13 protein-coding genes and 1 pseudogene are annotated in these 19,383 nt (G+C 72.1%); 2 read left to right on the forward strand and 12 right to left on the reverse strand.

The window, feature by feature from the left end:
* Positions 1-165 precede the first annotated feature (165 nt).
* Positions 166-1,053 (forward strand): class I SAM-dependent methyltransferase, encoded by an 888-nt coding sequence (locus tag AC08OJ_RS10055; protein ID WP_476595598.1) that lies wholly within the window; start codon positions 166-168, stop codon positions 1,051-1,053.
* Between the two features lie 45 nt (positions 1,054-1,098).
* Here the strand turns inward: AC08OJ_RS10055 and AC08OJ_RS10060 are convergent.
* The 12 genes and pseudogenes from AC08OJ_RS10060 to AC08OJ_RS10115 form a co-directional block, all read right to left on the reverse strand.
* Positions 1,099-3,024: pseudogene (locus AC08OJ_RS10060) on the reverse strand (dipeptide ABC transporter ATP-binding protein); the annotation flags it as partial.
* Positions 2,924-3,661 carry an ABC transporter permease gene (locus AC08OJ_RS10065; RefSeq protein WP_476595588.1) on the reverse strand — a complete coding sequence of 246 codons (738 nt, stop codon included), beginning with the start codon at positions 3,659-3,661 and terminating at the stop codon, positions 2,924-2,926. The pseudogene AC08OJ_RS10060 and the gene AC08OJ_RS10065, both read right to left, overlap by 101 nt.
* Before the next feature lie 86 nt (positions 3,662-3,747).
* Complete coding sequence (locus AC08OJ_RS10070; protein WP_476592559.1) at positions 3,748-4,740, reverse strand: ABC transporter permease; 993 nt, start codon at positions 4,738-4,740, stop codon at positions 3,748-3,750.
* Between the two features lie 4 nt (positions 4,741-4,744).
* Positions 4,745-6,412, reverse strand: coding sequence for an ABC transporter substrate-binding protein (locus AC08OJ_RS10075; protein WP_476595589.1), 1,668 nt, complete (start codon positions 6,410-6,412; stop codon positions 4,745-4,747).
* Positions 6,413-6,560: 148 nt separating this feature from the next.
* On the reverse strand, positions 6,561-7,745 hold the full coding sequence (locus AC08OJ_RS10080; RefSeq protein ID WP_476595590.1) for a hypothetical protein: 1,185 nt from the start codon (positions 7,743-7,745) through the stop codon (positions 6,561-6,563).
* The gene (locus AC08OJ_RS10085; RefSeq protein ID WP_476595591.1) at positions 7,742-9,721 is read right to left on the reverse strand and encodes a ferritin-like domain-containing protein; all 1,980 of its coding nucleotides are present in this window, start codon (positions 9,719-9,721) and stop codon (positions 7,742-7,744) included. The genes AC08OJ_RS10080 and AC08OJ_RS10085 overlap by 4 nt, the downstream gene beginning before the upstream one ends.
* A gap of 92 nt (positions 9,722-9,813) precedes the next feature.
* A complete protein-coding gene (locus tag AC08OJ_RS10090; RefSeq protein ID WP_476595592.1) occupies positions 9,814-11,292 on the reverse strand; it encodes a radical SAM protein in 1,479 nt (492 codons plus the stop codon).
* Positions 11,289-12,767 carry a hypothetical protein gene (locus tag AC08OJ_RS10095; protein WP_476595593.1) on the reverse strand — a complete coding sequence of 493 codons (1,479 nt, stop codon included), beginning with the start codon at positions 12,765-12,767 and terminating at the stop codon, positions 11,289-11,291. The genes AC08OJ_RS10090 and AC08OJ_RS10095 overlap by 4 nt, the downstream gene beginning before the upstream one ends.
* Positions 12,768-13,311: 544 nt before the next feature.
* Entirely contained in the window at positions 13,312-14,136 is an 825-nt protein-coding gene (locus AC08OJ_RS10100) for an MmyB family transcriptional regulator (protein WP_476595594.1), read from the reverse strand.
* 496 nt (positions 14,137-14,632) lie between these two features.
* Positions 14,633-15,547, reverse strand: coding sequence for a response regulator transcription factor (locus tag AC08OJ_RS10105; RefSeq protein ID WP_476592566.1), 915 nt, complete (start codon positions 15,545-15,547; stop codon positions 14,633-14,635).
* A 181-nt stretch (positions 15,548-15,728) separates the two neighbouring features.
* On the reverse strand, positions 15,729-17,105 hold the full coding sequence (locus tag AC08OJ_RS10110) for a 4-hydroxyphenylacetate 3-hydroxylase family protein (protein WP_476595595.1): 1,377 nt from the start codon (positions 17,103-17,105) through the stop codon (positions 15,729-15,731).
* Positions 17,106-17,287: 182 nt separating this feature from the next.
* Positions 17,288-18,151 (reverse strand): hypothetical protein, encoded by an 864-nt coding sequence (locus AC08OJ_RS10115; RefSeq protein WP_476595596.1) that lies wholly within the window; start codon positions 18,149-18,151, stop codon positions 17,288-17,290.
* A gap of 506 nt (positions 18,152-18,657) precedes the next feature.
* Here AC08OJ_RS10115 and AC08OJ_RS10120 point away from each other — a divergent pair.
* On the forward strand, positions 18,658-19,383 hold a 726-nt coding region (locus tag AC08OJ_RS10120), incomplete at its 3' end, for a helix-turn-helix domain-containing protein (protein WP_476595597.1).

Here is a 19,383-nt window from a genome sequence, read left to right on the forward strand (position 1 = left end):
GATGTCGACTATGGACGCAGAAAGCTATCTTGACCCCATACGAACACGATGCCTAATTTCAAAACGCAGGGCACGGAACTCGGCACTTGGCACGAGCCCGTGATGCACGATGGCGGACCGTCAGTACGTCGGATCGGTTGGCATACCTCGGCTGGGGAGAAACAGATGACGCAGACCGTCACGGCACAGGCGGCCCGACTCGGCGGGTACGACGACGCCAGCCGGCTTCGGCAGGCTCAGGACACCGACTGGGTGCTCGGGTTCGCCGATCCGACCGCCCGGTCCGTCGCCGATCTCGGCTGCGGCATCGGTTCCCTGCTCGCCGCGGCGCTCGACCGCCTGCCCGACGCCGTCGACGCCCTGGGCCTGGATCGTGAGGAGTCCCGGCTTGCCGAGGCTCGACGCAAGCTCGCCCCCTACGCGACCCGGGTACGGTTCCGCTTCGTCCAGGCCGATCTACGCCGGCCCCCGCAACTGGCCGACGATGCGGGTCCCACGACGTTCGACCTGGTCACCCTCACCTCGGTCCTGCACTGGATCCACCCCGACGAGGAGCAGCTGGTGCGGTGGATCTCCACGCGACTGCGGCCCGGCGGCGCCTTCCTGCTCACCACCCACCATCCCGAGCACGACGAGTACGGGTTCGGTGGCAGCGACGACCTCGCCCGGCAGGCCCTGGTCCGGCTGGGCCATGCGGCCGAGGACGTACCCAGGCTGCTGGCGGCGGCCGGGATCATTCCGATCGCCGTACGCACCCTGTCCGTGGACGACACTGCGACCCTGCTCGACGCGTACTTCGACATCGACGGCGTCGACGAACGCCCGACGGTCGTGCGGGCCGCGAACGGCGAGGAGTACCAGCGGTTCCACGCGGCGACCTTTGGCACCTATTACAGCCGGCTCGTCGGTGCGGACCGTCAGGAGGACTACTTTCGGGCGATCGGGGAGGTCGCGCAGCACCGCCTCGACACCGACGGGCACATCACCCAGATGCCGGTACGGCTGTGGCGCTGTCGGCCAGGGGCGTCCCGGCCTGCGGAGACGGCCCGGTAGCCGCTGGGGGGGTAGGCGGTCCGGGGAGAGCCGGGGCACCGCGGCGAGCAGCCGTACGGTGTAGGGGTGCCGGGGGGCGGTGAAGACCGTCTCCACGTCCCCGAACTCGACGACCCGCCCGTCGTACATCACCAGGACCCGGTCGCTGAGGTGCTGCACGACGCCGAGGTCGTGAGAGACGAAGACCATGGCCAGGCGGTGGGTCCGGCGCAGGTCGACGAGCAGGTCCAGGACCTGGGCCTGGATGGACACGTCGAGCGCGGACACCGGTTCGTCGCAGATCAGCACCTGCGGTTCCACGGACAGCGCCCGGGCGATGGCCACCCGCTGCCGCTGCCCGCCGGACAGCTCGACCGGTCTGCGCCGTAGTTCCCGCGCGGAGAGCCCCACCTGTTCCAGCCGTCGGACGGCGGCGTCGCGGCGCTCGGTTCGCGCGACCCCACCCACCCGCAGCGCCTACGTCAGGATCCGGCCCACCGTCAGTCGTGGGTCGAAGGACCCCAGCGGGTCCTGGAAGATCGCCTGGATCTGCCGGCGGCGTGGTCGGCGGTCACACTCCGGCACCCAGCTGCCCCAGCCGCCCCCAGGACCCGACGGGCCGACCCAAGGAACGCCGCCGAGCAGCACCTCACCCGCGTCGGGTTCGGTCAGACCCAGCATGATCCGGGCGAGCGTCGTCTTCCCCGAACCGGACTCGCCGACGAGCCCGAGGGTCTCCCCGCGGCGCAGCGCGAAGGAGACGTCCCGGACCACCTCGCGTCGCTCTCCGTCCGCCGTCCGGAACGCCTTGCGCAGTCCCGTCGCCCGCAGAAGGATCTCGGCGCCGGTCGAGCCGCCCGCGTCGAGCCCGGCAGCCGCGAGCCCGGCCGCCGCGATCCCGGCTTCGTCGACGGGTCCGGCCAGCCGGCTGCCCCTGGTCCGCGCGGAGGGCACGGCGGCAAGCAGCTCGCGGGTATAGGCGTGCGTGGGATCGCCCAGCACCCGCTCGGTCGGGCCACTCTCCAGGATCACTCCGTCGCGCAGCACGGCGACCCGATCGGCGAGCCGGGCGACGACTGCCAGGTCATGGCTGATGAGCAGCAGTCCCATCCCGCTCTCGCGCAGACCGGCAAGCAGATCGAGGATCCGGGCCTGGACCGAGACGTCGAGAGCGGTGGTCGGCTCGTCGGCGATGAGCAGGTCCGGAGTGCCGGCCAGCGCCGCGGCGATCAGCACCCGCTGGCGCAACCCGCCGGAGAGCTGGTGCGGGTACTGCCGGGCACGGACCTGTGGATCAGGAATACCGGCCCGCGCCAGCAGCGTCACGATCCGGGGGCCACGTTCGGCCCGCGCGACTGGGCCCTGTGCCCGCAGCGCCTCGTCGACCTCCTACTCGACCCGCCGCAGCGGATCGAGGGAACCGAGGGCGTCCTGGAGCACCAGGCCGATCCGGCGGCCACGCAGGGCGCGCCATTCCCGGTCCCGCAGCCCGATGAGGTCGGTCCCGCCCAGGCGCAGCCGCCGGGCCTGGACCGTCGCGTCCGCTCCGGCGAGTCCGACGAGGGCGCGGGCGGTCACGCTCTTACCCGATCCGGACTCGCCCACGAGGGCCACACACTCCCCCACACCGACATCGAAGGAGATTCCCCGCACCACCTCGACGGCCCGACCGCCCCGGCCGAAGGAGACCCGCAACCCGTCGACGGTCAGCAGGGTCGCGGACGGCTCCTTCGCCCCCCGCGCGCTCGGAGGTGTCGAACCAGGGGGCGCCGACCCCAGCGGTGCCGGGTTCGGCGGTGCCGAGTTCGGCGGTGCCGGCGGTGAGACCTGCGGCTGGTCGTTCACGGAGTCCGTCCCTCCACCCGCAGGCGGGCATGGCGGCCGAGCACGGTCACGGCGACGACAGTGGCGGCGATCGCCGCCCCGGGGAACACCACGACCCACCAGGCGGTGTCGATGACGCCTCGGCCGTCGGCGAACATCGCCCCCCACTCGGGGCCGGCGGCTTCGTACCGAGGCCCAGGAAACTCAGCGCCGAACCGGAGATGATCGCCGTCCCGATGCCGACGGTGGCCAGCACGAGCAGCGGTCCTAGCGTGTTCGGCACGATGTGGCGCAGCACGATCACCGGTCGGGGCAGGCCGAGCGCCACCCCGGCGTCGACAAACCCGGCATGGCGGACGACGAGAGCACGCGACCGCACAACCCGCGCGTAGCTGGGGACCGCCGCGATGCCGATGGCCACCGCCGCGTTCACCGAGCCTGGACCGACGATGGCGATGACCAGCAGCGCGAGCAGCAGCTCGGGGAAGGCGAGCAGCAGGTCCACGAGCCGCATGAGCAGCCCGTCCGCGAACCGGCCGCCGAGGGCCGCCGCGAGGCCGACCGTCGCCCCGATCCCCGCGCCGAGCGCGGTCGCTCCGGCACCGAGCAGTAGCGAATGCCGGGCGCCGGTGACCACCCGCGCGAAGACGTCCCGGCCCAGCTGGTCGGTGCCGAACCAGTGTGCCCAGCTCGGTCCGCGCAGCGCCTCGCCGAGGTTCGCCCCGTCCGCGGGATGACGGCTGAGCAGCCCCGGCCAGGCGGTCGCGACAAGAAGCAGGACGATCAGCAGGCCGGCCGCGATCAAACCGGGACGCGGCCGGCCACCGCCGGTGCGGGCCAGGGCACCGGCGGCGGGCTACTCGGTCCCGGGGCGGGCCTCCCCGACCGCGGTCACCGGGACACCGCCAGATCAACCGCCGTGGCCCTCCCGGCACCGGATCCGTCGTCGCGCAGTCGCGGGTCAATGAGCAGGTAGAGCAGGTCGACCACGCTGTTCACGACGACGAAGACCGCCGCGGACAGCAGCACCACCGCGGTGACCACCGGGATGTCCTTGGCCGAGATCGCCGCGAGGGTCACCCGACCGATCCCCGGCCGGGCGAACACCGCCTCGGTGACGACTGCGCCGCCGAGCAGGCTGCCCACTGCCCAGCCGAGCAGGGTGACGAGCGGGAGCGCGGCATGGCGCAGGGCGTGGCGGGTCAGCACGCCCACCGCGCCGATGCCGCGGGCGCGGACCGAGACGACGAACGGAGCCTCCAGTGCGACGTCAAGTCCCTCCCGCAGCACCTGGGCGAGGACCCCGGCGATCGGCAGGGCCAGCGCGGACGCCGGGAGGACCAGTCCGGACGGGCCAGTGGCGCCGGCACTGGGAAACCAGCCGAGGTGCGCAGAGAAGAGGGTGATGAGCAGGATGCCGATCCAGAACGTCGGGCTCGACACGACGAGCAGCTCGGCGCTGGTCGCCAGCATCCGGCCGAGCCGGTGGGTGGTGCCGCCCCGGCCGGCGGTCGACACCGCGAGCCCGATCGCCAGCAGCGCGGCGAGCGCGGACGCCGTGAGCGCCAGCTGCACCGTCGGCCACACCTGACCGGACAACACCTCCACGACCGGCCGCTGCAGCTGGTAGGAGGTGCCGAGATGGCCGGTCACCAGGCGGCGCAGCCAGGTGCCGTACTGGACGACGAGCGGCGACTGGAACCCGTACGTCTCGTTGATCTGCTCCCGAAGCTGCGGCGAGATCCCGAACGTCGGCCCGATCAAAGTGTCGACGGGATCACCCGGTACGACGTGCAGCGTCACGAAGGCCAACGTCGCCGCGCCCCACAGGACCCCGGCGCCCACGACCAGCCGGCGCAGCAGGAACCTCGCCACAGCCCGCACTAGATCAGCCCACCCAGCTGTCGTAGAACAGCGGGAAGGTGTCCGCGTCGAAGGTGATGTCGTGGACCTTCGACGCCGTGCCGACAGTCCGGGTGAACACGTAGACCGGCAGGGTGTACGCGTGGTCGATCACATATTTCTGCACCTGCCCATAGGCCTTCTTGCGGGCGGCGAGATCCGTCGTGCCGGCGCTGGTCGCGAGCCATTCGTCGACCTCCGGCACCGCGATCCCGGAACTGTTCGCCCCGCCCTGGGTGAACGTCAGATTCGAGGCGAACAGCGTACGGAGCAGGTCGGGGTCGGACTTGCCCCAGCTGTAGGCGATCAGGTCGTAGCCGCCGGCGTTGCGCTGGGTGGTGTAGGCGCCCGAGTCCATCGAGTAGAGCTTGGTGGCGATGCCGACCTTCTTCAGGTCGGCCTGTACCGCCTGGCTGACGATGTCGCGCTGCTCGCGGTTGAAGGCGCCGACGTAGGGCCAGTCGAGGACGAGACGCGCGCCGTTCTTCGTGCGGTAACCGTCGGCGTCGCGGCCAGTGTAGCCGGCCTCGTCGAGCAGCTTGTTCGCCGCGGCGACGTCATGGGGGAAGGCCTTCTCGAGGCTGGAATCGTAGGCGATGTTCTTTGGCGTCAGGGTGCTCCACGCGCGGGCGTACTGGCCAGCGTAGACCGTCTTCACGATCGTGTCGACGTCGACGGCGCGCTGGACGGCCTTGCGGACCCGCTCGTCGGAGAACGGCGCACGCCTGGTGTTGAAGTAGATCGAGTAGTTGGCGTTCTGCGGAATCACCTTGAGCAGCCGCAGGGAGTTATCGCCCTCGAGCGCGGCGACGTTCTGCGCCGGCACGCCGTCGGCGGCGTCGATCTCCCCACTGCGCAGCGCGCTCACCCTCGTCGCGTCCTCGGGCAGGAAGCGGATGGCCAGCTTGTCGAGGTAGGCGGCGCCGGTGTGCTTCGCGCCGCCGGGGGCCGAGGTGTAGCCGTCATTGCGGGTAAACTCGGCGACCGATCCCTTCACATAGCGGGTGAAGCGAAACGGCCCGGTACCCACCGAGTTCGGCCCGCCCGAGCAGAGGGTGTCCGGCGCTTCGGCGATCTTCTTCGGCGACTCGATGCCGAGGTAGGCCGTGGCGGCCGCGGCGAGGAATGCCGCGTACGGCTTGGAGAAGGTGACCTTGGCCGTGCGCGGGTCGACGACCTCGGTACCGACGTAGGGGCCGAGCAGCGCCACCGCGTACTGCGACTTCGTTGACTTCGCCGCGATGTGGTCGAAGTTCGCCTTCACCGCCGCCGCGTCGAACGGTGTGCCGTCGTGGAACGTCACGCCGTCCTTGAGCTTGAAGGTGAACGTCTTCGCGTCGGCGGAGACCGTCCACGACGTGGCCAGCCACGGGCCGACCCCGCCGCCCGGCTGCTGCGCCACGAGCGAGTCGAACACACCCCGCTGGATGACAGCGGTGACGTCGGCCGGGCTGACGTGCGGGTCGAGGCAGTCGCCCTCGGTGGCCACCGCGAAGGTGAGCGTGCCGCCCCGGTGCGGTGTTCCGCCCGCCCCGTTCGCGCTGGTGGAGCCGGCGGGTGCCGGATCGGACGCGCAGGCGCCGAGCATGGCGGCGGCGGCCGCGACGGCCGCGACGCGGACGGCGGGATGGAATCGAGGACGTGGGCGTTTCATGGATGCTCCAGATAGGGCGGACGCGACGATGGCCTCACCAGGTCATGCGGCCCGGCGGCCGAGGGGCACGCGGAGCCGCAACCGGCGGCCCGGGCGCGTGCCGTACGGGCACGGACCAGCACGAACGGGGAGGTAGGCGCCGATGGTGCTACTGCCGTACCAGTCCAGACAGGCAGCGGTTCATCCTGTTATCGCGGCTCATAGGCATCGGGCCGCAAGCCCGTGCGCATCGCCCGTAGGCCCACCCGCACGTGCCGCGCGCCCCGCCCGGCGTCGCGCATGTCCGTCCGGCGGTGCGCCACGCCACCTCGGTGGAGCCGTCAACGGGGATGAGCGACGAGGTGGCGGTCCACCAGGGTGAAGCCGAAGGAGGGCGGTGGGGCCGCGCCGAACCGGCGCAGGGCACCCGCCATCGTGCGATCTCGTCCCGCCAGGCCGTTGCGGCCAGGGCGGAGGTGTCCGGATCCGAGGTGTCCAGGGCGGAGGTGTAGAGGCCCAGACAGGTGCGGACGTGCTCGAAGAAGGCGGTTAGGACCCGGGCCGTGACGTGCGCGCGGACGTCCCGCTCGTCGGCACCCCGGTCAATGGCCTCAATCGCCGCCGCGGCGAGGATCGCCGTGCGGACGGCGTGCGCGATCCCCGAGCCGCTGAGCGGGTCGAACCGGGCGGCGGTGCCTCCCACCGCGAACCACCCCGGCCCGCAGGGCGGTTGCAGGAACCGGGGCGCCGCGGGCACGACCACGACGGTCTCGGGCAGCGCCGTCTCGGCGAGAAGCCGATGAAGCAGCGGCACGGGACGGGCGACGGGCCCGGGGACCATCGCCTGCACCAACGCCTGCCGCTCGCCGATCGGCGCCAGGAAGACCCATGCCGACCCGGCGGCCACCAGCCGGCTCGTGGCGGTGGGCTCGGCCGGCGCGAGCCGCACCTCGGCGCTGATCATGTTTCGGCGTCCGAGCTCGACGGGTCGGGCCGGTCGGCCCGGTGGAGGCGCAGCGGCGGTGACCAGCCACACGGCAGGCGGCGACGCGAGGCCATCCGGGGTGAACCGGACCAGGTCCGGGTGCGCCTCGGCGAGCCGTGCGCCCAGCCGGCGGACCAGCACGCTGCCGTCGACCGCCAGGCTGGGCTGCTCCAGCCGCCGCGTCGTGGCCGACCCGCCCCACCGGACGTGCCGGTGCCGAATCGGCCAGGCGTCCTCGAACAGGCCGGCGCCGCCGTCCCAGACGTCCCGGAGCACGGCAACGGTCAGCTCGTTGAGCACCAGCCAGCGCGGACGCGCACCGCCGGTATCCGGCGCCCGCTCACGGGCATCCGGTTGCCATCCGGTCACCCGGACGGGCCGTCCCTGGGCGGCGAGCAGGTCAGGCCGGCCAACCCAGCCCCGGCGACGACGACCTCGGTCATTCCTCCGTCCGGGAGCCGCCCGGCTCCCCGTCCGTTGCGGAGGCCGGCGCGGAGGCCGGCGCGGTGCCGGCGGTTAGGAGCTCGGCGAGCAGGGCCTCGTGCGCCGCCCCGTGCTGGAGCACGAATCGACGCTCCGCCGAGCCGCCCAGCTCGGCAACGGTCTCCTGCGCCCGCCGGAGCCCGGCGGCGTGGTCGGCGACCGGAATGGGCAGGGTGACCGGACCGGGCAGGGCGAAGCGCGGCGAGCAGGTGGTTCGTCTCGTGCAGGCTGAACATCGCCCGACGGGCCTGCTCGAGCAGCTGCCCGCCGGCCCGGTCCCCCAGGGCGAAGGCCGCCTGCAGGGCGCTGAGCAGCAGAGCGTAGTTCTGGTCGCTGAGATCCGCCAGACCGCCGGTGAGCGCGTCGACCGGATCCGGCCGCATCGTGCGCAGATAGCTCTCCGGCGCGAGCCCGGCGAGGTGATTCTTGACCGTGCCGAACCGGCGGAAGTGCTCACCCCCCTCGTCGATGATGAGCTTGACGAGGTGGACGAGCCGGTCCCGCTCGGGGAAGAGGTCGGGCCGTCCATCGATCGTGCGCAGCAGCCGCACGTACATCCCGTCGATGCCCGACGCCGTTCCCTGGCTCGGCCGTTCGACCTCGATGAACCAGTCCAGCTGTGCCGGGGTCAACGGCTGGAGCTGGAACGGCCGGTCGAGCTGGCGGTGGATGCGCTCAGCCCGGCCGACGTTCGGGGGCAGGCCGAGCAGGGTGAGCGCCTCGTTGACCCAGCGCAGGTGCCGCATCTCGTCGACCGCGATGGAGAACACCTCGGTGGCCGCGGCATGCACGCGGCGGGTGTGCTCGTCGGCGTCGTCGGGCAGTAGCCGGGGCGCGTCGAGCGAGTAGTGGGCGAACAGGTACTCCACTGACAGGGCATGTTCGACGGTGGCCAGGTAGTTCAGCTCGGCGAGCACCTCGTCCCGGGTCAGCTCGTCGGTAGCCGGCTCCGGGGGCGGCGGCGCGCCCCCGCCGGTCTCCCGGCCGTCCAGCACGACGGCCAGATCGTTCCAGGCATGGAGCATCTCGGGGTAGTCCAGTTCCAGCTCCCGGCGGCCGACCTCGGTCGCCAGGTCGGCGGGCGGCGGAACGCTGGTGCGATCGCGCCGCTGGAAGTTGACGTAGGGGACCTGCCCGTCCGCGCTGGTGACGACGTCGGGCTTGGACGCCGCCCAGTAGAAGCAGCCGCAGTCCCGGAAGTCATACTGCCACGGCGCGCACAGGCTGCGGGTCAGCTCCCCGGGCAGGTAGACGTCGGGGTCGATGACACCGTCGGGGTCGAGGTAACGGGCCCGGTCGGCGACCAGGACCGCCAGCACCGTGCCGTCCGGATCCCGCTGCACGACGCTGCGGTCACCGCGACGGAATCCGTTGAGCGTGCCGTTCACGACGTCGGCGCCGGGCGAGGAGATCCCCGGCGGCGGGCCGAGCAGGATCGCGATCCGACCCGGCATCAGGTCGTGCACCAGCCGCCAGACGTCCAAGCCGCCGAGGTCCGTGCAGGTGAACGTCGGTATCTCCGATTCGGCCTGGTCGACGGTCGTGCGCCCGCACACCGCCCACAGGTGCAGGGGCAGATCCGCGTCGGTCAGGCCGCGCTCGGCGGCGACACCGGTGGCGGCGACGTGGCGCAGCACGGCGCCGTCCGGACGGTGGAACTCGAAGGTCAGCCCGGGGAAGAACGCCTTGTCGAGGTTACGCTGGTCGAACTCCAGCCCCGGATAGCAGTTGTCGACGCCGCTCTCGGGACGGGTGCCGGCCGGGTTGCCGCGCACAACGTGGTCCGCCCGCGCTGTCAGGTTACGGGGGAAGATCTTCCCGGCCGGTGGCCCGGGCACGGGCGCGGGCACGGGATCCGCCATGTTTCAGCCCCTTCCTCGAGCGACGCACCTCGCCGGGCGACGCATCCTCATCGAGTTCATCGAGCAACGCCTCATCACCGGGCGGCGCACCATCACCGGGCGACGGTGGTCGGGTCACTGCCGCTGCCGCCGTACATCGCCGACGCCGGCGGTCGCCCGTCGAAAAAATCGGGACGCGCCGCGGACAGCTCGACGTACGCCCGCAGGCAGAAGGCGAGCCAGCCACGGATGTAGTCGCAGCCGGGCCGCCCGCGCCGGGTGACCTCGTGATAGCAGCCGCCCCCGCACAGATACCGGGCCCAGCACGAGCGGCACGGGCTCATCCGGTCGACGTGGCTACGGGCGAGGTGACCCGCCCGGGCCGCGTCGTCCGGGCCGGCCGCCACCGACCCCATGGCGAAGTCGGGGTCGTCGACGAGCCGGTGGCAGGCGAACAGGTCGCCGTTCGCGGCGGCGCTAAGGTACCCCGCGCCCGCCCCGTACGGGTAGGGGCAATGGCTGCCGCGGTGAATCTGCTGCATGGCGGTCTCGAAGTTGCCGAACGGGTACCGGCGACCGGCGGCCAGCTCGCGCAGCGCCACCTCGCCGCACTCGACCATCTGCCGCAGGAACTCGTCGAAGGCCGGGCGGGTGAACTCGAGCGCCGGGTCCGGCGACGCGACGACCGCGGCGAACCCGACCTCGTCGAACCCGAGGCCGATCACATGGTCGAGGACGTCGCGCAGCCGGCCGCTCGCCGGGGTGACGGTGATCCGGGCGGCGAGGTGGCGCGGGCGCCCGTGGCGGGCCAGCAGGTCGAGCCCGGCCCGCACCCGGTCGTAGGCACTGGCCCCGCCGGCCCCGCCAGCCCTGCCAGGCAGCCGCCGCAGCGCGTCGTTGCGGTCCCGGTCGCCGTCGATGCTCACCGAGACGGCGAAGGGATACTCGGCGAAGAGGCGGGCGTCCTCGGGACGCAGCACGGTCAGGTTCGTGGTCAGGGAGAACCGCACCCGCCGCCCGGCGGCCGCGGCCGCCCGCGCCGCGTAGACGGTGACCTCATGGACGAGGTCCGCGGCGAGCAGCGGCTCGCCGCCCATGAACCCCACGACGACGTCGGCGCCCGGCCGCGACTCGGCGAGGAGGCGGTCGACCGCCGCGAAGGCGACCCCGCGCGGCATCGCCCGGGCCGCACCGCCGAACCGCCCCTCGTCGGCGTAGCAGTAGGCGCACGACATGTTGCACGCCTGCATGACGTTCAGCGACAGGGCGGACAGCGGTAGCGGGTCGATCGGACGCCCGTCGATACGCCGGGGCGTGGACGGCTCCAGCCCCAGGTCGGCGCGCAGTCCGGGATCGAGCTCGATCGCCCCGCCCGAGCCCAGCCAGGTCTCCACTCGCCGCGCGACGTCCTCGGGCAGGTCGTAGACCCGACTGCCGTCCGTCACGAACAGGTGCGCACCCCGTGTGCTGCGGAACAGGCGGACCTCGGCGGCGGGATCCGGCGCGCCGCCCGAGACGGCGGCCCGCTCTCCTTCCGCCGGCCGCGGTTCCCAGCCCGGCGGGCGGCGACCGATCTGCAGCAGGACCGTCACGTGCCGGACTCGATGTCCCGCCGCAGCGCGGCGCTCCAGGCGAGAAGAAGATCGTACTGCCGCCGGGTGATGTGCATCGGATGGCGGTCGGAGCCGCGCATCAGCGCCGGCATGCGACGGTCGTAGTAACGCTCCCTGGTCGCCGGCTCGCGCACGACCGCGGGGAGCAGCTCGGGCCGCTCCCGCAACAGGTCCTCGAGCACCTCCAGCGCCAGGAACCGGCGGTGGCGCGCCCGGCCCGCCTCGGTCAGCGGAAGCGGGTGGCCGGTCACCGGCTCGGCCGCCGGGAACGCCAGGTCCCGGACCGACTCGACCGGCTCCCGCCGGCTCCGCGCGATCGCGGCGTTCTCGAACCGGGCCCGGTCGTTCTGGGCGTCGATGTTGACCGCGCCGACCGTCTCGAAGATCCGCTCGAACAGGTCGCGGACCTCCAGCGTGGTGCGGGCCGCGTCCGCCACGTAGGCGGGCTCGCGGACGTCGGCGCGCCGGACCCGGTCGGTCAGGCCGTCCGCGGCCGAGGTGAACGGCCGCCGGTCGGGTGCGAAGTCCGGCGGCCCGACGACGATCCGGGCCGTCGCGGTGAGTCCCCCCGGCAGGACGACCCGCACCGTGCCGTCGCAGACGTCGTCGACGAGCCCGAGGCTGGCGCTGTTCTCGGCGCCCGCGAACAGGCCGCCCGGGTTGGTGCGCGGGTCGTCGCCGGTCAGCGCGAAGCCGCTCCACATCGACTGCGGGTTGAGGATGAGCCGGTCCGCGGGCAGGACGTAGACGCTCGTCTGCGCCGGGAGGTCCGTCGGGCCGTACACCGCGCCGACGGCCGGGGTGAACCGCAGCCGCAGCTCCGGCAGCTCGGTGTTCGGCCGGGTCAGCTGCACGCTGCCCAGCGGGACGCGGCTGCCGACGGGCACCAGCGGCGTCGCGGCGCCCTCGGGGGAGCGCCCGTCGAGCGGGCGCCGCCCGGTGTCGTCGCCGGCGATGCTCACCTTCGCGGCGATCCGGTCGTCGTCGACCTGCGTGTAGTGATGCGGCTTGAGGTTGGCGACCTCCACCTCCCACCGCACCTGGGAGAGACTGAGACCGAAGGCCGCCAGGACATCGGGGGTGATCGGCCCCTCGTGCGTCACCCCGTCGGTCGTCCACGCGCCGTGCAGCTCGAAGAACGGGCACACCGGGCGGAATCCCGCGGCGTCCTTGAACGTCACCGTCGCCGGCAGCCGGGTGGTGACCGTCCCGTCCTCGGCGACATCGAGGGTCTCGGCCGGCTGGACGATCGTGCGCCCGGTGCCCCGCGGCGACAGGCCGTCGGGGCCCCAGACGTAGTTGTCACAGGGGGTAGGCGACGGGCCCAACCGCCCGTAGGCAAGCGGCGGGTACAGCCACAATTGGTCGATCATCCAGATCTCCTGTTCTCCCGCACCCGCCAGGATGGCCGACGCCCCGAGGAAACGCCGGTCACCCGTGGATTCCCGCGTCATACCATGCGGGAATCCACCATCGTCGATCGCCGGCGTTCACCGGTATTTCCGTCGAACCCGACGGCGCGCCGTGCCTGTTTCGTCCCAAACGTCGCCGCGTCCCAAATGTCATCGCGTCCCAAACGTCGCCTCCCCCGAACGTCGCCGCCCCCCGAACGTCGCCGCCAAGCCGGGTGACCGATCCGGGCGACGGCTCGACGGTGATACGGCGAAACCGTTCGCCGTTACATCTATCACACCGGGTCCGTCATCTACCATCCTGAACCCGCCGCCGCGCGGTGAACTGTCGGACCCGAGACAACGCCGGATTCCGGCCGCCACCGGCCTTCCCGCCGGGCGAGGATCAACCGCTGGGCCAGCCGCCGACCAGACCGGGAGACGCAAGCGACAGTCGCGTCCGGGCCCCGTCAATCCCGACGACTTCGACATAGAACACCGGGCTCGGCGCGATGCACCTCACCCATCCCAGCAAACTCACTACCCATTCCAGCAAACTCACTACCCCATCCCAGCAACTCGCCGCAGGCCGGGCCGCCGGTCGCGGTCAGGCCGAGAGCCGCTGCCGCGCGGCGGGGCCCGGGCGCCGCGCCTCGCCCGGCGTCTCGGCCGCCAGCTGGGCGAGCAGCTCCCGGTCCGCGGGCGTCGCGGGCGTCTGGAGCCAGATGGTGGACTCCGGGTCGTCACCCGGTCGCAGCACCGACAGCATCAGCGAGATGTCACCGAGCGGCGTGGCCGCGCTGACCGTGCGGCCCGTGAACACGCGCACGGACCGGCATTGCCACCAGGCACGCAGCTCGGGGCGCGCCTGTTCGAGCAGCTCCAGCACGGCACGGCCGCGCTGGTCGTCGGGATGATGACCGAGCTGGGCGCGGAACTGGGCGAGCAGGTCCTTGGCCACGTCCTCGGACCCGCCCATCCCGTCCCGGGTCCGGGGCTGCGCCACCAGCATCCACAGCAGGTTGCGCTGGGACTCGGGCACGTCGGCGGGATCCCCCCACAGGACGGTGTAGGCGTCGTTCCAGGCGGTGACGTCGAAGCGCCGGTCGAGTAGCAACGCCGGACAGTTCGGCCAGTTGTCCAGCACCGAACGCAGCGCCTTGACGAGGGTGTGGTGGCGGTCCGCCGGCGGCGTGTGCAGGCCGGCGAGCGCCAGGGCGTGGCGACGACCGTCGTCGTCGAGCCGCAGGGCCCGAGCGACGGCCTCGAGGACCTGCCGGGACGCGGCGACCCGGCCTTGTTCCAGCCAGGTGTTAGGCGAGGCCGAGGCCGGAGAGGGCGGCGACCTCCTCCCGGCGCAGCCCCGGGGTGCGGCGGCGAGGTGTGGCGGGCAACCCGACATCCTCGGGTCGCAGGCGCTCACGGTGGGCACGAAGAAAGAATCCAAGCTCACGCTGGCGGGCGTCGTCGCTCATCGGTTCCAGTCGGATCGGGCGGCCTTGTCGACACCGCCGATCCGGCACATCCGGCACATCCGGCGGGCGGGACAGCATCGACATAGGGACACGCGGTCAGCAGGACTGCTATTATCCTCAGTCGCCAACAACGCCTAACAGCAGTCACCCATGTGATGGCTGAAATCCAGCCACCGCCGCCGGATCAGCGCAGGCCGAAACGGCCGAGCGGACCGTCCAACGCAAGAAGACACAGTCCCATGGTGGCATCGCCCGGCGGCCATGTCCGGCGCTTACCCGGAGAGATCGTGTCATTTACATGATCAAACAACGTCGGCACAAATTTCGATACCCGAAGCAACCTATCGATAACCGCAAGTAATAGACCTGTGATGATCGACTAGAATCCGGATCATCGAAAACACCGACTCGCGGAACGTGTTCATCCCTCCATGGCGCCCGCGGCCACCCCGATCATTCGATTACCCGGTCCGGCGCTCGGTCCAGCGCCGATCCGCGGCCGGATCCGCGCCCACGGCCCGTCCAGCCCGCATGCGGACCGTCCAGCAGTCCGTGCCGATAGGCGTAGAGGCCGGCGCGCAGCCGGTCCGGCTGGCCGATCTTGCGCATCGCACCGGTGAGGTACCGCTTGACCGTTGCCTCGGCCAGGGCGAGCTCGCAAGCGATCTCCGCGTTCGACAGGCCGCGGGCGAGCTGGCCGAGCACCGCGCGTTCCCGGGAGGTCAGCCCGAGGGCCTGCGGTGGCAGTTCGGCCTGGACCGGCGGCCCCGGCACCCCCGTCGGCGGCGGCGCGGGCAGGAAGACCACGCCGCCGAGCGCGGCGATGGTGACCGCGTGGGCGAGGTCGGCAGGCGGAGTGTCCGGCAGCACCGCCCCCGACGCCCCGGTGGTGAGGATCTGGGTCAGTTCGGCGCAGGTGGCCAGCGGCCGCAACAGCAGAACGCGCGTGATGGGGATCCGGTCGGCCTCCGCGCGCAGCCGGCGCACCGCCGCGAGGTCGGTCGCGAGGTCCCCCGCGAGCCCGAGCAGCAGCACCCGGGGACGCGAGCGGCGGATCTGCGGCAGCGCGGCATCCAGCCGGTGGCTGCGGCCGACGACGTCGAGCCGGCAGATCGTCGAGAGCAGCAGGTGCAGCCCAGCCCCGGTCACCGAATGGGCGTGCAGCAGGAACACCGACACACCGCCGTCGATCTCTGTGGGCGTGAGATCCTTGGCGTACGCGGGACACTCGGGCTGCGCGGACGCCTCGGCGCGAACGGGAACCCCGGGACAGACCGGAACCCTGACCCGCGGCGGACCCCCGGAGTACGCGGAGTACGCGGAGACCTCGGCGCGGACGGGAGGGGGCGGGGCGGCTCCGATCGTCATGACTCCGGGTCCTTACCACGAGGAGCGAACGCGGGACGGCGGTATCACCCCGCCGTCCCGCGTGCAGGGGGCTGACCCGACCGTAGGCACCTTCGGATAGAGGCGGTGGTATCGCTAACACCCTCCGCGCACGCCCTCCCCGGGCCCCTCCGTCCGGCCCGACAGCCCCAGTCGTCAGGCCTCAGAGCGGACGGGTGATCAGCTCCCGGATCTGGTCGGTGACAGGTCCCAGGTCGTCCCGGCGGAGCAGGTTGATCCGGTTGCGGGTGATGTCCCCGCGGTGGACGAACTCGTAGAGATCCTGACGCTGCCCGAAACTGTCCGCCGTGAGCTCCCAGGCCAGCCGGAACAGCCGCGACTTCTCCTCGACCGGGAGGTTCGCGCCCCGCATGTACCGGTCGAGGTAGGGCCGCAGGTCAGCGGCGGCGAGGTCACGCTCGCTGGGCTGCATGAGGACACCCGACGGGCCGATCCGCCGCACGATCTCCACTGCCCGGCCGGCGACCTGCGCCGACCACACGCGGCTCGCGTCGGTGTTACCCGGCGCGAGCAGGCCGCCGTCCGTCGTCTCGACCCGGGCCTCCCCCGCGTCGAGGAAGTACCCGACGAGGTCAACGTAGCTCGCCAACTCCCCGAGGTCCTCCTGGACGTGACGCAGCCCCGAGGCTCCGATCGCGTCAGCGAGCAGCGTGCCGACGGCGAGCAGGGTCCGCAGCCGTTCCTGGTAGCGGATGTGGCCGGCGGCCGCGCTCCAGGCGTTGATCCGCCCGAGTCCGACCCGGGCGAGGTTGCCGTCGCGCAGCAGGAACACCCGGTCCCACGGAACCAGCACGTCGTCGAAGAACAGCATGGCGTCCTGCTCGTCGAACCGGGACGCGAGCGTGTGGGCGTGCCCGTACGGCCGGGCCCCCAGCGGCTCCCGACAGAGAATCTTCACACCTGGGGTGGCCAGCGGCAGGCCGAACCAGATCACGAACTGCTCGGCCTCGCGCTGCGCGAAGCTCGCCGAGAGGTACACGAGCACCTCGTGGGCCAGTGGGGCCAGCGTCGTGAGCTGCTTGGCGCCCCGGACGACGACGCCGTCGTCCCGCTCGGCGATGATGCGCAGCGCGAGATCGGGATCGTCCACGGGGCTGGTGGTCCGGTCGATCTGCGGGTCACCCAGAGCGTGGCCGAGGACCAGGTCATTGGCCGCACAGTGCCGGTAGAAGGCCACCGCGTTGGCACCAAAGCCGGCCTGGTTGCGCTCCAGATGGTCCCGGAAGTCGAGCAGGCCCACCGCCACGTTCGCCATGAACGACGGCGACCGGCCGTGCTGACCCCAGGACTCGCGCATCCACACGGCCGTGCTGCGCCGCCGGGCCCGCAGATCGTCCAGCGTGCGCGGCAGCTGGTAGGACCAGCCGACGCGGGTCCCCGCCTCGGGTTCGTGGACGGTGAGCACGTCGCGCAGATCCGGCTCGTGCTGCAGGTCGAACAGCCGGGCCAGCTCGTCGACGGCGCCCCGGAAGGCCGGGTGCGCCGCCACGTTCGCGACCTTCTCCCCGTCGAGCCACACCTCGCGGCCGTCGTTGAGGCTCGCCCGGTACCGCTCCCCGGTCATCAGCCCCTGCGCGGCAGGCGGCGGGATTCCCAGCGGCAGGTCGACCGGGGGCTCGGCCGTCGCACCGGCGGGGTGGTCACCGGCGGGTCGGCCGGGATCGTCGACGGCGCCGGGACGACCGCTGTCGGTCACGAGGGTCATGGCCTGATCTCCGTTCTGTGGACAATATCAGTGACATCAGTGACATCAGTGGCGGTCCAGACGCAGCCACGGTCGACCTGCCCCGGTCCGGCGACCGACCCGGCCACGACGGCCGGCTGGCCGGCCGGAGCGGGCACGGCCACGCCGGCTGACGGGACCGAGGGGTCGTCATGCAGCAGGCGGAAGGCCGGTTCGTATCCCTTGGCCCGGATGTTCGCCGAGAGGGCAGTGGTGCAGAACGAACAGGGGGAGGCCAGGGTGAGGGGCATGCCCCGGGCGCGGGCCTGCTCCCGGTAGTTCCAGATGCCACAGTGCGATATGATCATGGTCGCCCGCGTGGGCTCGTCGGTGTCGACCGCGTAACGGGAGGAGTAGAGATCCGCCTGGCGCGCGAGCCGGTGGACGACGTCGGCGGGCCGGCCGGTCGGCTCGGGCTCCACCTTGCCGAAGACCGAGGCGTTGGCCCTCGCCCAGTCGACGAGCTCCGCCTCGCCCCAGCGCGACACGATGAACCGTTCGATCAGTGCCTGCGCGCGGAAGAACACCCGCTGCCAGGCCGTCGGATCACGATCGTCAGGCGTCGGGAAGTCGGCGAAGATCTTGGCTTGGGTATGCAGCCAGTCGAGTAGACGCAGATCGGCGTGGTGTTCCAGCAGGAACGTCGTCATCCCCGACTCCGCCTCGAGCAGGCGCTGCTGCCACAGGGCTACGCGGTCGTCTCCGGTCATGTCGACGGCCGGAGCAGGGGGAAACGACCCGAACGCCGTCGCTCGCGGGGATGCGCCGGGCGGCTCGAGGTGGGCGTGGGGACGGGTGCCGAGGACCGCCATCGGCACCGGCGCGGCCGAGGACAGGGACATGGGTACGGCCATCGGAGTGGCAACGGCACGGGGCATGTGTGTGGGAGCCTCCACGGATCTCCTGTCCCTGGCGGCCCCGGCTAAGCGGGCCACCGCGACGACCGTTCCGGAGACCGGACGGCCAGGATGAATCACGACGGAAACAACGCTAAGTGCGCGGATTATGTGGAAATACCGACCTTCGGTGCATCTTCGTGCCACTTCCGGCGTCCGTCGCCTCACACGTTGTCGCCGTATGCATCGGCGCCGCACGGTTCGTCCGCCGCCGGCAACTTCGCGGCGAAGGTGCGGGCGGAATGCCGGGTGCGGTACTTGCGGTTCCGGCGAGGGCGCAGCGGATACGCTCGGTGCCTGAGTTTTCCATCGACTTACCCGGGGGGTGGCTGCGGCAGCGGCCGCCTTCCCACCCACGTGATCAGTATCCGGGACGCGTGTAGCTATCAGGACGCGAGCGCCCCTCCGATTCCCCTGACCCCTCAAGGCACCAGTCCCCCCGGAGGTTCCTGATGGCGATGACGGATGATGCCGAGATGCCGTTGCTGCGCCGGCGTCGCCTCGCTCAGAGCCGCACCCTGCGGGACGTGGCGGACGCGGCGCGGGTGTCGATGCCCTACCTCTCGGAGATCGAACGCGGCCTGAAGGAGGCGTCTTCGGAGATCCTCGCCGCGGTCTGCCGGGCGCTGCACATCCGGCTGTCCGATCTGCTGGACGAGGTGCGTCTGGAGCTCGCCCGGCTCGAACCCGAGGTCACCCCCGTGGCATCGCCCGGGTCGCTGTCCGCCGTCCACGGGCAGGCGACACCACTGATCACGGCCCGCGTCCTCTCCGCTGACCTGCACGCCGCCAGCGGCACCACGGCCACCGTCGGCATCACAGGCTCGGCTGGCATCGAAACAACCGGTATCGGCGCAACGGTCGGCGCGGCATTGCCCTTCGGCGTGTCGCCGAACCTGGGACTCTCGCCGAGCTTCCGGGCCGCCGTCCCTACCGGCCGGGTGGTGGTGCCCGGCCCGCGGCGAGCCGCCGTCGCTCCCGGTCCGCGGGGATCGGGGAGATCGGGGGGGGCCGGGCAGGTGGTCCCGGCCCGCAGCCGCCTTCCGGCCGCGGCATGTTCGGCCGGAAGGCGGCCGCCGGCACGCTCGTCGACAGGTCGGCCTGTGGCCAGTCGACGTGTGGCCGGCCAGCCGGCCGGAGCGGCCGACCGCCGGACCGCGCCCGGTCAGGCGCTGCGT

The sequence above is a fragment of the Frankia sp. CgKIO3 genome (assembly GCF_977946435.1).